The organism is Streptomyces sp. CNQ329, assembly GCF_000482585.1.
In genome coordinates, this window is sequence record NZ_AXVU01000001.1 from 327,028 (window position 1) to 341,651 (window position 14,624).

General features: G+C 76.2%; 13 protein-coding genes and 1 pseudogene. 6 read left to right on the forward strand and 8 right to left on the reverse strand.

Annotated elements, in window-relative coordinates; genetic code table 11:
- Positions 1 to 15: 15 nt before the first annotated feature.
- Both I003_RS0101435 and I003_RS0101440 read left to right on the forward strand, forming a co-directional pair.
- Positions 16 to 1,461, forward strand: coding sequence for an L-fucose/L-arabinose isomerase family protein (locus tag I003_RS0101435; RefSeq protein WP_027769847.1), 1,446 nt, complete (start codon positions 16 to 18; stop codon positions 1,459 to 1,461).
- A gap of 76 nt (positions 1,462 to 1,537) precedes the next feature.
- On the forward strand, positions 1,538 to 2,551 hold the full coding sequence (locus tag I003_RS0101440; RefSeq protein WP_027769848.1) for a LacI family DNA-binding transcriptional regulator: 1,014 nt from the start codon (positions 1,538 to 1,540) through the stop codon (positions 2,549 to 2,551).
- On the opposite strand, the gene I003_RS0101445 is transcribed toward I003_RS0101440, so the two are convergent.
- Entirely contained in the window at positions 2,535 to 3,653 is a 1,119-nt protein-coding gene (locus tag I003_RS0101445) for a flavin-containing monooxygenase (RefSeq protein WP_027769849.1), read from the reverse strand. The two genes, I003_RS0101440 and I003_RS0101445, sit on opposite strands and share 17 nt — an antisense overlap.
- Positions 3,654 to 3,708: 55 nt before the next feature.
- Between I003_RS0101445 and I003_RS0101450 the strand changes: the two genes are divergently transcribed.
- The 3 genes from I003_RS0101450 (at position 3,709) to I003_RS0101460 (ending at position 7,512) form a co-directional block, all read left to right on the forward strand.
- The gene (locus I003_RS0101450; RefSeq protein ID WP_027769850.1) at positions 3,709 to 4,131 is read left to right on the forward strand and encodes a secondary thiamine-phosphate synthase enzyme YjbQ; all 423 of its coding nucleotides are present in this window, start codon (positions 3,709 to 3,711) and stop codon (positions 4,129 to 4,131) included.
- 250 nt (positions 4,132 to 4,381) lie between these two features.
- The gene (locus I003_RS0101455; protein ID WP_486584045.1) at positions 4,382 to 6,628 is read left to right on the forward strand and encodes a PEP/pyruvate-binding domain-containing protein; all 2,247 of its coding nucleotides are present in this window, start codon (positions 4,382 to 4,384) and stop codon (positions 6,626 to 6,628) included.
- Complete coding sequence (locus tag I003_RS0101460) at positions 6,625 to 7,512, forward strand: hypothetical protein (RefSeq protein ID WP_027769852.1); 888 nt, start codon at positions 6,625 to 6,627, stop codon at positions 7,510 to 7,512. Before I003_RS0101455 ends, I003_RS0101460 begins: the two co-directional genes overlap by 4 nt.
- Positions 7,513 to 7,595: 83 nt before the next feature.
- Here I003_RS0101460 and I003_RS31305 read toward each other — a convergent pair whose 3' ends face one another.
- Positions 7,596 to 8,342 carry an HAD family hydrolase gene (locus I003_RS31305; RefSeq protein WP_051368050.1) on the reverse strand — a complete coding sequence of 249 codons (747 nt, stop codon included), beginning with the start codon at positions 8,340 to 8,342 and terminating at the stop codon, positions 7,596 to 7,598.
- A pseudogene (locus I003_RS36645) lies at positions 8,339 to 8,609 on the reverse strand (hypothetical protein); the annotation flags it as partial. The gene I003_RS31305 and the pseudogene I003_RS36645, both read right to left, overlap by 4 nt.
- Positions 8,610 to 8,773: 164 nt before the next feature.
- Here I003_RS36645 and I003_RS0101470 point away from each other — a divergent pair.
- Positions 8,774 to 9,811: a lactonase family protein gene (locus I003_RS0101470; protein WP_027769853.1), complete on the forward strand. Its 1,038-nt coding sequence runs from the start codon at positions 8,774 to 8,776 to the stop codon at positions 9,809 to 9,811.
- Positions 9,812 to 9,925: 114 nt separating this feature from the next.
- Here the strand turns inward: I003_RS0101470 and I003_RS0101475 are convergent, their stop codons facing one another.
- The 5 genes from I003_RS0101475 to I003_RS0101495 all read right to left on the reverse strand — a co-directional run bounded on the left by I003_RS0101475 (position 9,926) and on the right by I003_RS0101495 (position 14,558).
- Positions 9,926 to 10,831 (reverse strand): hypothetical protein, encoded by a 906-nt coding sequence (locus tag I003_RS0101475; RefSeq protein ID WP_199784219.1) that lies wholly within the window; start codon positions 10,829 to 10,831, stop codon positions 9,926 to 9,928.
- 179 nt (positions 10,832 to 11,010) lie between these two features.
- Positions 11,011 to 12,006 (reverse strand): BadF/BadG/BcrA/BcrD ATPase family protein, encoded by a 996-nt coding sequence (locus I003_RS0101480; RefSeq protein WP_027769855.1) that lies wholly within the window; start codon positions 12,004 to 12,006, stop codon positions 11,011 to 11,013.
- Between the two features lie 5 nt (positions 12,007 to 12,011).
- The gene (locus tag I003_RS0101485) at positions 12,012 to 12,698 is read right to left on the reverse strand and encodes a uracil-DNA glycosylase (protein WP_027769856.1); all 687 of its coding nucleotides are present in this window, start codon (positions 12,696 to 12,698) and stop codon (positions 12,012 to 12,014) included.
- A gap of 44 nt (positions 12,699 to 12,742) precedes the next feature.
- Entirely contained in the window at positions 12,743 to 13,825 is a 1,083-nt protein-coding gene (locus I003_RS0101490; RefSeq protein ID WP_027769857.1) for a glycosyl hydrolase, read from the reverse strand.
- A gap of 94 nt (positions 13,826 to 13,919) precedes the next feature.
- Positions 13,920 to 14,558 carry a DUF305 domain-containing protein gene (locus I003_RS0101495; protein ID WP_027769858.1) on the reverse strand — a complete coding sequence of 213 codons (639 nt, stop codon included), beginning with the start codon at positions 14,556 to 14,558 and terminating at the stop codon, positions 13,920 to 13,922.
- Positions 14,559 to 14,624 lie beyond the last annotated feature (66 nt).

Genomic DNA, 14,624 nt, shown 5'->3' on the forward strand with positions numbered 1-14,624 from the left:
CGCTAGGAGCCATCCATGACGACCGCACGCACCCCCGCCACCGCCCGCCGGCCCCGCATCGGTCTGGTCGCCGGCGGACTCGGCGCGTACTGGCCGCAGTTCCCCGACCTGCTGCCGCAGCTCAAGCGCTCCGCCGCCCGCGTCGCCGAGCGGATGGCGGGCTTCGACGCCGAGGTCGTCGACGTCGGCTTCATCTCCGACGCCCCCGAGGGCGCCGCCGCCGCGGAGAAGCTGCGCGCCGCCGACTGCGACCTGATCGTCGGCTTCCTCACCACCTACATGACCGCGACCATGCTCGTCCCCGTGGCCCGGCGCAGCGGCGCGCCCGTCCTGCTGATCAACCTGCAGCCCACCGAGGCGATGGACCACGCGAGCTTCGACACGGGCCAGTGGCTGGCGTACTGCGGCGCCTGCCCGCTGCCCGAGATGGCCAACGCCTTCGAGCGCTGCGGCGTCCCCTTCCGCTCCGTCTCCGGCCACCTGGAGGACGAGCGGGCGTGGGCGCGCATCGGCCGGTGGATCCGGGCGGCGGGGGTCCGCGCGGTGCTGCGCGGCGGGCGGCACGGGCTGATGGGCCACCTCTACCCGGGCATGTACGACGTCTCCACCGACCTCACCATGGTCACCGCGAACCTCGGCGGGCACGTCGAGGTGCTGGAGTTCGACGACCTGCGGGTACGGGCCGAGAAGGCCGGCGAGGACGAGGTCGCGGCCAAACTCGCCGAGACCCGCGAGGTCTTCGACCTCGACGGGACCGTCGACCCCGACGACCTCGCGTGGGCGGCGCGGGTCTCGGTGGGCCTGGACCGGCTCGTCGCCGACTTCGACCTCGACTCCCTCGCCTACTACCACCGCGGCCTCGACGGCGAGACGCACGAGCGGCTGGGCGCCGGCATGATCCTCGGCGCCTCCCTGCTCACCGCCCGCGGCATCCCCGCCGCCGGCGAGTACGAGCTGCGCACCTCGCTCGCGATGCTCGTCGCCGACCGCTTCGGCGCCGGCGGCTCCTTCACCGAGATGCAGGCCCTCAACTTCCGCGACGGCGTGGTGGAGATGGGCCACGACGGGCCCGGGCACCTGGCGATCAGCGAGGGCCGGCCGCTGCTGCGCGGCCTCGGGGTCTACCACGGCAAGCGCGGCTGGGGGGTGTCCGTGGAGTTCGACGTACGGCACGGGCCCGTCACCGCCGTCGGAATCGGCCAGACCCGTGACGGCCGCTACCGGCTCATCGCCTCCGCCGGAACCGTCACCTCCGGGCCGCTGCTGGCCATCGGCAACACCACCTCCCGCGTCGACTTCGGCCGCGACCCCGGCGAGTGGTGCGACGAGTGGAGCGCGAGCGGCGTCGGCCACCACTGGGCGCTGGCCACCGGCGACCTGCTGCCCGAGCTGCGGGCGCTCGCGGACCTCACGGGGCTGGACCTGGTGGAGGTCGCCGGGGCCGGCGGGCGCCATGCGTAGCATGAGCGACGGGCCGCGGCCGGGGCGCGCCGCGTACGACCGGCTGGACGGCTGAAGGGGAACGCGCGTGGGGCGCATGGTGGGCATCAAGGACGTCGCGCGGCACGCGGGCGTCTCCGTCGGCACCGTGTCGAACGTCATCAACCGGCCCGAGAGCGTGGCCGCCGCCACCCGCGAGCGGGTGCAGGCGGCCATCGACCGGCTCGGTTACGTACGCAGCGAGTCGGCGCGGCAACTGCGCGCCGGACGCAGCCGGATCATCGCGCTGCTCGTGCTCGACATGACCAACCCCTTCTTCGTCGACGTCGCCACCGGGGCCGAGCGCGCCGCGCGCGACGCCGGCCTCGGGGTGATGCTGTGCAACAGCGCGCAGAGCCCCGCGGAGGAGGCCGAGTATCTGGGCCTCTTCGCCGAGCAGCGGGTACGCGGCGTGCTCGTCACCCCCGCCGACACCAGCGGGCGCACCCTGGAGTCCTTCGGCCGGCACGGCATCCCGTACGTCTTCGTCGACCGCACCGTCGCCAGCGCCGACGCCTGCTCGGTCTCGCTGGACGACGTCCAGGGCGGCCTGCTCGCCGCCCGTCACCTGATCGGCGCAGGCCACGGCTCCCTGGTCTACGTCAGCGGCCCCATGCAGCTCCCGCAGTGCCAGGACCGCCACACCGGCGCCCTGGCCGCCCTCGCCGAGGAAGGGCTCGGGCCGGAGTCGCTGGTGCACGTCGAGACCGGGCAGATGGACGTCGCCGCCGGCCGCGACGCCGGGGCCCGGCTGCTGGGCATGTCGCCGCGCCCGTCGGCGGTGTTCTGCGCCAACGACCTCCTCGCGCTCGGCGTGCTCCAGACCCTCTTCGCCGCGGGCGTCTCGGTGCCCGGCGACATCGCGCTCGTCGGCTACGACGACATCGAGTTCGCCGCCGCGGCGGCGGTACCGCTGACCTCGGTCCGCCAGCCGGCGCACCGGATGGGCCGGGAGGCGGCGGAGCTGCTGATAGAGGAGACGGAACGGGGCGTCGAGCACCACGACCACCAGCGGATCGTGCTCCAGCCGGAGCTGGTCGTACGCAACTCCAGCCTCAGACAGCAGCGCTGAGGGCGCCGCGCTCCCCGGCCGCGCGACCGGGGCCGGGCGGTCCGGCGAGGAGGCGGGTGAGGTCGCGGACCGCCGTGCGTCCGGCGCGGTTGGCGCCGATGGTGCTCGCCGACGGGCCGTAGCCCACCAGGTGGATCCGCGGGTCGCGGGCCGCGCGCGTGCCCTCCATGCGGATGCCGCCGCCCGGCTCGCGCAGCTTCAGGGGCGCTAGGTGGTCGACCGCCGCGCGGAAGCCGGTCGCCCACAGGATCGCGTCCGCACCGAAGACGGTCCCGTCCGCCCAGGCCACGCCCTCCGGCGTGATCCGCTCGAACATCGGCCGCCGCACCAGCACGCCCGCCGCCATCGCCGCACGCATCTCGTCGGTGAGCGGGAGCCCGGTCTCGCCGACCACGCTCTTCGGCGGCAGCCCGGCCCGTACCCGCTCCTCGACCCGGGCCACGACCGCGCGGCCCCAGTCCTCGTTGAACGGGCCCTCGCGCCACACCGGCGGCCGGCGCGTGACCCAGGCGGTCTCCGCCGCCGTCCCCGCCAGCTCCAGCAGGTGCTGCGTGCCCGAGGCACCGCCGCCGACGACCACCACCCGCTGCCCGGCGAACTCCCCCGGGCCGCGGTACTGCGCCGTGTGGAGCTGCCGGCCGCGGAACGTCTCCTGGCCCGGGTAGCGCGGCCAGAACGGCCGGTCCCAGGTGCCGGTGGCGTTGACCAGCGCGCGCGCCGACCACGTGCCCGCGTCCGTGACCACCAGCAGCCGCCCGGCCTCCTTCTCCGCGCCTTCGCGCACCTCGGTCACGTTCACCGGCCGGCGCACCGGCAGGTCGAAGGCGCGCTCATACGCGCCGAAGTACCCGGCGACGACCTCGGCCGCCGGCCGGGTGCCGTCCGCGTCGGTGGCGGCCAGCGGCATGCCCGGCAGGTCGTGCACGCGGTGCGCCTTGCCGTACGTCAGCGTGGGCCAGCGGAACTGCCAGGCGCCGCCGGGGCCGGGGGAGTGGTCCAGGACGACGAAGTCCAGGCCCGCGCGGCGCAGGAAGTACGCCGCCGACAGGCCGGCCTGGCCGGAGCCGATCACCACCACCTGCGTCCTCACGATGCCGCTCATGTGTGCGCCAACGTCCGTGGCGGCACGGATCTTCCCGATGAGCGATGCTGGGCTCATGACCGACGCCTTCACGACCCGTTCGCTCCGGATCACCACCGGGGCCGGAGAGACCGTGCACGACCTCACCGCCGACTGCGCCGCATTCCTGCGCGAGACGGCGGACGGCCGCGACGGGCTGCTCAACGTCTTCGTGCCGCACGCGACCGCGGGCGTCGCGATCATCGAGACCGGTGCCGGCAGCGACGACGACCTCCTGGCCGCGCTGCACCACCTGCTGCCCGCCGACGACCGCTGGACCCACCGGCATGGCAGCCCCGGCCACGGCCGCGACCACGTGCTGCCCGCGCTGGTGCCGCCGCACGCCACGCTGCCGGTGATCGGCGGCCGGATGGAGCTGGGCACCTGGCAGTCGGTGGTGCTGGTCGACACCAACCGCGACAACCCGCACCGCAGCGTGCGGCTGTCGTTCCTCGGCTGACCCCGGGCCGGCACCGCCGGCCGGGCGGATGGCCGATTCGGCGACGGTCGGGACAGCCCGGAGGAATACCTCCGGTCGGTCGCGGCATACTGATTCGTAAGCAACCCGGTCGAACCCGCCGGGCCGCCGCGGTGGTTCCCCGTTGACTGCCCCGCGGCGACCGGGCCGGTTCCCTCCGCTACCCGGGACCGAGTCGGGCGTGGCGGCCCCCGCGAGGGGCGTGCCACGAGGGGCGGAGGTGGAGCCGCTGATGGCGACCGAAGCGGAGCGGACGGGCCGTGCGGCGGGCGCAGAGCCCACGGACCCGGCGGCGCGCACGGTGGGTACGGAACAGGCCGCGGGCGGGGCGTGGCCGGCGGTGCTGCCGCTGCACTCCGGCCCCGCCCGGGACCCCGGCCGCGCCGGGGCCAAGGCCGCCGGCCTGGCCCGCGCCGCCACCGCGGGGCTGCCCGTACTCCCGGGCTTCGTGCTCACCGACCCAGCCCTCGCACCCGGATCCCCGGCCGGCCCCGGCGCGCTGCACGCCGCCTGGCTGGACCTGAGCGAGGACGGCCGGCGGCCGCTGATCGTGCGGTCCTCCTCCGCGTACGAGGACGGCGCCGACTCCTCGATGGCCGGCTGGTACGAGACGGTGCCCGACGTCCGCGGCTGGGAGGACTTCACCGCCGCGGTGCGCCGGGTGCGCGACTCCGCCGCCCGCGGTCTCGTCGGCCCCGCGGCGGCACCCCGCGAGGCGCCGCTGCGGGCGGAGGCGCCCGGGCCCATGGCGGTCCTCGTGCAGCCCATGCTGCGGGCGGCGGCCGGGGGCGTCATGTTCGGCGCCGACCCCGTGGCCGGCCGCCACGACCGGCTGCTGGTCAGCGCCGTCGACGGCGGCCCCGACACCCTCGTCGGCGGTACCGCGCAGGGCGTCCGCTACCAGCTCACCCGGCGCGGCCGGCGCGTCGCCGTCGACCCCGCGGAGCCGCCCGGCGCCGCGCTCCTCGGCCGCCGCCGGCTGGCCCGGCTGGCGTCCCTGGCCCGGCGCGCGGAGCGGGTCTTCGGCGGGCCGCAGGACGTCGAGTTCGGCTTCGACGCCGACGGGCGGCTGTGGCTCTTCCAGTCCCGGCCGATCACGGCGATGCCGCCGCGCCCGCCGCGCTCCGCCCGGCTGCTCGGCCCGGGACCGGTCGCCGAGACCTTTCCCGCGGTGCTCCAGCCGCTGGAGGAGGACCTGTGGGTGGCGCCCATGTCGCACGGTCTGACCGTCGCCCTCGACCTCGCCGGCACCGCACCCCGGCGGCATCTGCGCGCACTGCCGGTCGTCACCACCGTGGACGGCCGGGCCGCCGCCGACCTGCGGCTGCTCGGCGCGGTCAAGTCCGGCCACCCGGTACGGGACTTCGTCAACCCGCTGCGCTCCGCCCGGCTGCTCTGCGCTGCCTGGCGGATGGGGCGGCTGCGCACCGCGCTGCCCGTGCTCGCCCTCGATCTCATGGCCGAGGTCGACGAGCAGCTCGCCGGGCTCCCCGAGCCGCAGGCGCTGGCCGGCGGGAGACTGCTGGACGCCGCGGGCTGGGGCCGCACCGTGCTCTCCGCGCTGCACGCCCAGGAGTCGCTGGCCGGCGCACTGCCCGGCGCGGGCGCCGGGACCACCGCGGCGGGTGAGGCGCTGGCGGTGCTGGCGGAGGTGCAACGGCAGCACCGCCAGGAACGGCAGGAACAAGCCCACGACGACGCCGGGTTGATCGCCCGGCATCCGGTGCTGCTGGCACTGCTGCCGCCGGCGCTCGGTGCGGCGCCCGCGCTGCCCGTACGCGCCCGGTGGAGCGGAGTGCCGCGCGGGGTGGGCGCGTTGCCGGTGCGGGAAGGGCTGCGGCTGCGGATCCGGTGGGTGCAGGAGATGCAGAGCCGGGTCGTCGCGGAGCTGGCGGAGCGCCTGGTGGCCGCGGGGGTGCTGGACGACGCCGCGCGGGTGGCGCTGCTGCGGTGGCCGGAGCTGGTCGCCCTCGCGCACGGCAGAGGGCTGCCGGAGGACTTCGCGGAGCGGCTGCCACGGCCGGAACGGCTGGTGCTGCCCGCGGCGTTCCGGATAGCCGGCGGCCGGCCGGTGGCGGAGGTGCCGGATGCGCCCGGTGGCTCCGGGGCGGCGGGCGGCGGGCAGGGCGCCGGGGGCGGGTCCGGCGCGGGGCTGGCATGGGACGGCACGGGGGAGCGGCCGGAGGGCGCGGTGCTGGTGGTGCCGGCGCTCGACCCCGGGCTCGCGCCGCAGCTCGCCGGGCTCGCCGGGCTGGTCGCGGAGACCGGCAGTGTGCTGTCGCATCTGGCGGTGCTGGCCCGGGAGTTCGGGGTGCCGACGGCCGTGGGCGTACCGGGTGCGGTGCGGCGCTTCCCGCCGGGTACGGCGCTGAGGGTGGACGGTACGACGGGCGCGGTGACGGCCGCCGGGGGTGAGGCCGCCCGTAGCGGCGGGGACGGCGACGCGGCCCGCGGGGACAGCCGCGAGGCGGCGGCGTGAGGTACGCGGGCTACGTCTTCGGCGGGCTTTCCGGCGCCGCCGCCGGCGGCTACTTCGTGGTCTACCTCTCTCGCTGGGAGTGGCAGCGTGCGCTCATCAGCGGCGTGCTGCTGCTTGCCGTCGAGGTGCTGCTCGTGGGCATCGTGCTCCACGCCCGGGTCTCCCGGCTGCGGCGCGAGATCGCCGACGGCCGCGACCGCACCGAGGAGATCCTGCGCGGTCTGGAGCGCACCCGGGCCGAGCCGGCCCCGCGCTTCCGCTGGCTGGAGGGCCGGCGGCCGGACGGTACGAGCCGCACGTACGTCTTCGTGCCCGTGCTGATGGCCGCCGGGGCGGTGATGTCGGCCGCCGCCTGGGTGGTGCAGAGGATCGCCGCCGCCACCGGCCGCCCCGCGGACCGTCGCACCGCCGCACGCCTGGCCGGCCTCGCGGCCCCGCCCGGCGGTATCGGGCGCGCGGAGCCGCTGGAGTCACGCCCCGCCGTCCGGCGCCCGCCCCGGATCCGCATCGCCGCTGTAGCCGTACTCGCCCTGGCCGCCCTGGTCTTCGGCCTCGACAGGCTCGCCGACGCCACCCGGACCCGGCCCGGGGACCGCCCGGACGCGGCGGCCACGACGGTCGTCTTCGAGGTCGCCGTGCGGGGCTCCGCCGACGCCGCCGCGGGCCGGATGGCCGCGCGCGATCTGTGGGAGAGCTGCCGGCGCTCGACCCGCGTCCCCGCGCGTCACGCCCCGCTGAACCGGCTGGAGGGCGACGTCTGGGTGGGCAGCGTGCGCCCGGCGCTCGGCGATCACGACCGCATGCGCCTGCGCGGCTGCCTGGACGACGCCACCGCGGAGCGCACGGTGGCGAAGGTTCTGGGCGACGGCCAGATCGGCGGCTGAAGGCACCGGGCGGGAGGCGGCGACCGGCCGTGAGCGGGCCCGTTTCCCTTCCGCACCCCGCGGCAACGGCCGCGGCCGGCGCGTCACCCCGGCGGCTGCGGGAAACCCGGCTGCCCGTCCGGCTCCGCGGGGGTGTGCGGGGGCCGCGCCGCACCCGTCACCCACGCGAACGCCCGCGCCGCCGAGAAGTCCCGCTGCCCGCCACGGAACACCAGCCCCGCGCCCGCGCCGACCGCCTCGTCGGCCTGCTCCGGCAGATACGGCACGGCCACGCACCGCATCCCGGCCCGGCGCGCGGCCTCCCAGCCCGGTGGCGCGTCCTCCACCACGGCGCAGTACGCCGGCCGTACGCCCAGCCGCCGGGCCGCCTCCAGGAACACGTCCGGCTCCGGCTTGCCCCTCGCGACCTCCTCCGCCGAGACCAGCGTGCTGAACAGCCCGTCGAGTCCCGCCGCCGGCAGCACCGCCTCGATGGCGGCGCGCGAGGAGCCGGACGCGACGGCGATCGGGCACCCGGCCGCGCGCAGCATCTCGGCGAACGCCCGCATCTGCGGGTACGCCTGCGTCGACGCCCGTGCCAGTTCCAGGTACGCGGCGTTCTTCTCCGCCAGCAACTCCGCCACCGGCGCGGCCAGCCCGTACCGCTCGCGCAGCGTGTGCATCGTCTCCCGGGTGCCCACGCCCAGGAACCCGGCGTGCTCCTCCCAGGTGAAGCCGGTGACGCCGTGCTTTTCGAGAACACGGCGTCCGGCCTCGTAGTAGTTCGGCTCGCTGTCGACGAGGGTGCCGTCGAGGTCGAAGACGACGGCGGTGGTACCGGTGGCGCTCATGCGGCAAGCATGCCAACCCCGGGACGACGGGCACGGCCCGGGCCCGCCCGGCGGAGGAAGCCGGGTCGGCCGGTGACCGGGATACCGGGGTCGGCCAGGCCGCGGCCACCGGTGACGGTGCTGCCGGCGGAGACGGTCACGGGGCAGCTCTGCGCGTCGTCATGGGTGACGTTGATGGCGTACCGGCCGGGACCCGTAGGTGCTGCCGATGATCCGGGCGCCGGTGGTGCCTTCCTTGATGTCGATGTTCCCGCCGCCGACGCCGGGGCAGTCCTGCACGCGCGCCGTACGCGGTACGTGGCCTTCGCGCAGCCCGCCGCGGCGGGCCGTTCCGGGCCGTGGTTGCGGCGTGCGGAGTTGGCCGGACGCGCGGGAGATCGTCGGGTAGGGTCGCCCGGACCGGCTCCGGACCTGCTGGAAGGGGAAAGCGCATGAGTGAATCGGTTCTGCGGGCTTGTGTCGGCTCGTTCTCCAGCCGCGGCGGCGCCGGGATCACCGTCGCCGACGTCGACCCGGGCACGGGCGCCCTCACCCCGCGGCACTCGACCGACGCCGTCGCCGACCCCTCGTTCCTCGCCGTCGCCGACGGCGGCCTGCTGTACGCCGTGAGCCAGACCGAGGGCGGCAGCGCCGCCGCGTTCCGGCTCACCGGCGACAAGCCCGAGCCCGTGGGCGACCCCGTGCCCGTCAGCGGCGACCACCCCACCCATCTCGCGCTCGCCGGCGGCCACGTCATCACGGCCAACTACACCTCCGGCAGCTTCAGCACCGTGCCCATCACCTCCGGCGGCGCCCTCGCGGGACCCGCCGCCCTGCTGCAGCACGAGGGCAGCGGCCCGGTCGCCGAGCGCCAGGAGGGCCCGCACGCTCACCAGGTCGTCCTCGACCCGTCCGGCCGCTGGGTCCTCGGCGTCGACCTCGGCACCGACTCGGTGCTCGCCTGTGCGCTCGACGCCGAGCGCGGTGCCCTGCAGGTGAACCACGAGGTGCCGCTGCGCCCCGGCACCGGCCCGCGCCACCTGGCCTTCCACCCGGAAGGCCACCGCGTCTACGTCGCCTGCGAGCTGGAGCCGGTCGTCACCGTCTGTTCGTGGGACGCCGCCACCGGCACCCTCGAACCGCTCGCCGAGGCCCCGATGCTGAGCGCCGAGCCGGACGCCGACCCGTACGCCTCGGGCATCGTGGTCTCCCCGGACGGCCGGTTCTGCTGGACCGCCGTCCGCGGCCCCGACGTCATCGCCACCCTCGCACTCGACGAGGAGGGCGGTGTGCGTGAACTCGTCTCCGAGGTCCCCTGCGGCGGCGCCTGGCCGCGGGATCTCGCGATCGACCCGCGGGGCAGCCACCTCTACGCGGCCAACGAGCACTCCGGCGACGTCACCTGGTTCGAGATCGACACCGGGACCGGCGCCCCGCGCCGCACCGGCTCGGCCGCGGTGCCGGCGGCTTCCTGCGTCGTGTTCGCCTGATCCCGGCCCACCGGCCGTCCGCACCGCCGGCCCGTGAAACGGGCGGAGCCGCCGGCGCTCGCCGGCGGCTCCCGATGTCCTGCACGGGGTCCGCGCCCCGCCCGTACGGCCGTGTCAGCGCATCGGCGACCCGGCGGGCTGCGGCGCGATGCCCAGCGTCGTCGTGTACTGCGTCAGCGCCAGTTGCCCCACCGACGGGTACGGACCCAGCGGCTCCGCCGCCTCGCACGCCGCCTCCTGCGCCGCCGCGGTCAGCATCTCCGGAGGCAGCTCCGGGCCCAGCGCGTACGGCGCGAGCGCGAGCCGGGCGGAACCCGAACTCCGCAGCGACTCCGCGACCTTGGCCACCGCGCCCGCCCGGTCCAGCGGCGCCGCCATCACCGGCACCGCCAGCCGCGCCGAGAGCAGCATGCCCGTCACTCCCGCAGCCTGCACGGCCTCCTCGCCGCCCACCGCGCCGAGGATGATGCCGTCCGCCGCCGTCGCGACGGTGAACAGCCGCGCGCGGTCCGCGCGGGCCAGACCCGCCTCCGAAAGCCGCACGTGCAGTGCCTCGGCAAGCAGCGGGTGCGGCCCCAGGACGTCGGTCAGCTCGACCGTGGTCCCGCTCGTCGCGATGGTGTCGCGCAGCCGGTCCAGCAGCACCGGGTCCGGGCCCGCGAGCAGCGGCACCACGACGGCCACCGGCACGTCCTCCGCGACCTCCAGCGTCCCGGCCTCGGCGAGCGCGGCGCGCTGCGCCGCGGCCTGCGCGAGGACCGTCGTCAGCGGCGGGAACTCGTCGTCCGCACCGTCGATGTAGGCCACCCGGCCGTCGAGCCCCGGAAGGTCGGAGCGGGCGATGCTGAGCACCTCCTCCGCCATGCCGCGGATGGCCGCGGACGGCGTCCCGGGCACCGCCAGGACCAGCGCCGGCGCGCCCTCGGGCGCGCTCGGCCGCTCCGGCTTGCGGTGCCGCCCCGGCTGACGGCGGGGCATACGTACGGGCAGACCGGCTGCGTGTCCATCGGCAGAGCTCATGGCGCCGCATGCTAACGCGTCATCGCGGTCCGCCACATGCCCGGGGTCGCCATTCGTCTGCGTGCGTGACCACGGGGGCACACCGCGGGACAGCCGGTGACGGGAGCCCGTACGGAACGTTTCCGCGCCGCTACGGACGGTTGCCGCGCCGGTGGTGGCGCCGCCCCGGGGAAACCGGCCTACCGGACGTCGAGCATGCCCCGTTCCACCGGCAGCACCAGCTCGTCCGCCGCGAGCGCGGCGGCGATCCGCAGCGACCCCGCCAGGGGGGTCGCCGTCGCCGTCGACACCCGGGCCCGCGGCAGCCGTACCGCCAGCTCCGCGCGGAGCGGCGCGAGCAGCGGCTCCCCGATGCCGAAGAGGCCACCCGTGAGCGCGACCGTGCTGGTGGGGTCCGCCGGGCAGACCGCCACGGCCGCGGCGGCGATGTGCTCGCCCGCCTCGGCGAGGATCCCGGCCGCGACCGCGTCGTGCGGGGCGCACCGGGCCACCTCCGGGGCGAACGACGCCAGCACCGCCGGGCGGTCCGGCCGCGGGTAGAGCAGGCCGGGCATCTGCGTACCGGTGCCGAACACCGTCTCCATCCGGGCCAGCAGCGCCGCGGAGCCACCGCGGCGGCCGTCGAAGGCCCGCATCGCCGCCTCCAGCCCCGCGCGCCCGATCCAGGCGCCGCCCCCGCAGTCGCCGAGCAGGTGCCCCCAGCCGTCGGCCCGCCGCCAGCCCGCCGCGTCGAGCCCGGTGCCGACCGCGATCATGCCGGTGCCCGCGGCGACGACGGCACCGGGGTGCTGCCCGACGGCGCCCGCGTAGGCGGTGACCCCGTCGGCGGCGAGCGCCAGGCGCCGTACGCCGAGGGCGTCCTTGAGCGCGTCGGGGAGGCGGGCGCGCAGATCCGCGCCGAGGCTGGCCATGCCGGCGGCGCCGACGCACACGGCGGCGAACGAGGCGGCGCCCGTGTCGCGCAGGAGCCGGTGGGCCGCGGGCAGCGCCTTGCCGAGGAGGTCGTCGGCGTCGATCCCGTTCTCCCCGGTGACGACGGGATCCGCGGTCTCCACGGCGGCGGCGTCGCCCTCTGCGAGGTCGCCGGCGTCCTCGGGGACGGCCGCCGCGGCGACCCGCAGCCCGGAGCCGCCGGAGTCGATACCGAGCACCCACCGGGCCGTGTCGCTGGTCATGGCGGCTATCCGTTCGTCGGCAGCGTCCAGTCCACCGGCTCGGCGCCCTGCTTCTGGAGCAGCTCGTTGGCCCGGCTGAAGGGGCGGGAGCCGAAGAAGCCGCGGTCGGCGGACATGGGCGAGGGATGGGCGGATTCGATGGCGGGGTACTCGCCGAGCAGGGGACGCAGGTTGCGCGCGTCGCGGCCCCACAGGATCGCCACCAGCGGCCGGCCGCGGGCGGCGAGCGCCCGGATGGCCTGCTCGGTGACCTCTTCCCAGCCCTTGCCGCGGTGCGCGGCCGGGCGCCTCGGCGCGGTGGTGAGCGCCCTGTTGAGCAGCAGCACGCCGTGTTCGGTCCAGGGCGTGAGGTCGCCGTTGGCGGGCCGGGGGTGGCCCAGGTCGTTGTGGAGTTCGCGGAAGATGTTCTCCAGGCTGCCGGGCAGCGGGCGGACGTCGGGGGCGACGGAGAAGCTGAGGCCCACGGCATGGCCGGGCGTGGGGTAGGGGTCCTGGCCGACGACGAGGACGCGCACGGCGTCGAACGGCTGCTGGAAGGCCCGGAGCACGTTCGGCCCGGCGGGCAGGTATGTTCGCCCGGCCGCGATCTCCGCGCGCAGGAAGTCGCCCATGGCGGCGATCTGTTGGGCGACCGGTTCCAGGGCCTTGGCCCAGCCGGCTTCGACGATGTCGGGGAGAGGACGTCCAGCCATGGCCGGTCACTCTACTGGCTTCGCGCCCCCCCGCCCGCCACGTCTCAGACGGCCGCCGCCCGCACGCACAGCACGTCTGGCAGGTGCGAGGCGAGCTGACTCCAGCTCTCCCCCTCGTCGGCGCTGGCGAAAACCTCCCCGTTGCGGTTGCCGAAGTACACCCCGGCGGGGTCGGCGTCGTCGGTGCACAGCGCGTCCCGCAGCACCGTGCCGTAGTGGTCCTCCGCCGGCAGGCCCGCCGTCAGCGGCTCCCAGGTCGCCCCCGCGTCGGACGTGCGGTAGACCCGGCAGCGGTTCTCCGCGGGCACCCGGTCGGCGTCGGCGGTGATGGGGAAGAGGTACGCGGTGTCGCCGCGCGAGGGGTGGGCGGCGACGGCGAAGCCGAAGTCGGAGGGCAGCCCGGTGCCGATGTCGGTCCAGGTGGCCCCGGCGTCGTCGCTGCGGTAGACGCCCCAGTGGTTCTGCAGGTAGAGCCGGTCCGGGCGCACCGCGTCCCGCGCGACCTTGTGCACGCACTGGCCGAACTCCGGGTATCTGTCCGGCTGGAAGACCACCTGCACGCCGGAGTTCGACGGGGCCCAGCTCGCCCCGCCGTCCTCGGTGCGGTACACCCCGCCGGCGGAGACGGCGACCGTCACGGAGTCGGCCCCCCGCGGGTCCGTGACCACCGTGTGCACCGCGAGCCCGCCGCCGCCCGGCTCCCACTTCTCCCGCGTCGGGTGGTCCCACAGCGACCGCACCAGCTCGAACGTCTCGCCGCCGTCCGCCGACCGGAACAGGCCGCCGGGCTCCGTGCCCGCGTACACCACGCCGGGGGCTTCGGCCCCCGCGGGCTGCAACTGCCACACGCGCTCCAGCGACGTGCCCGTGTCCTTCGGGTACGTCACCGGCTGGTGGCGGGGCTCCTCCCACGTCGCCCCGAGGTCGTCGGAGTGGAAGACCGACGGGCCCCAGTGCGCGCTGTCGCCCCCGGCGAGCACCCGGGGCACCGCCCCGCGGGTGTCGATGCCCACCGAGTAGATCGCCTGGGCCCTGAAGTGCGGGCCGTCCAACTCCCATGCGCCGCCCCGGCGCCGTCCGAGGAACAGCCCCTTGCGCGTTCCGACCGCCAGCACTACGTCCTGCATCCGGATGCACCTCCGTGCGACTCGTCGTCGAGTACGGGCCAGTCTGCACCCGGCCACTGACAACGCCCCCGGACGTGCGGAACGGGGGCCGGAGCTAGGCCAGCTTCTCCATGCGTCCGATCTCGCTCAGCTGCTGCGCGATCACACCGGTGGCCAACTGCTCGACGTATTCGTTGTTGCCCTTGCCGAGCACCTCCTCGGCCATCGTCACCGCCCCCCGGTGGTGGGCGATCATCAGCTTGAGGAACAGCGTGTCGAACTCCTCGCCGCGTGCCCCCCGCAGCCGGTCGAGGTCCGCCTCGCTCGCCATCCCCGGCATCTCCCCGTGCCCGCCGGCATGTCCGCCGTTGTCGCCCGGGTTCTCCTCAACCCACGCCTCCATCACCGCGATCTCCGGCTTCTGGCCGGCCGCGATCCGCTCGGCGATCTTGCGCACGTCCCCGGAGCCCGCGTGCTTCTGCGCGATGCCGGTCATCACGATCGCCTGTCCGTGGTGTTCGATCATGTCCCGCATGTACGCCGTGTCGGCCGAGTTGGGCCGGTCCTCGCCGCGCACCTCGTCGACCTTGTCCGCGGGGATCGTGGCCGCCTCCTCGCCCGGCTTCCCGGGGGCGATGACGGATGCCTCGCCGCCGTCCTTCGCGTCGCCGGAGGCGTCGTCTCCGGTGCAGCCTGCCAGCAGCAGCGCGGCGATGAGCGGAACGACGGGGGCGAGTGCTCGGCGGTGCCGCAAGGTGACCTCCGTACGGGTGGTTCGGGCGAGGTGCCAGTTACGTCCTAGCACGCGCGTGCACTGACA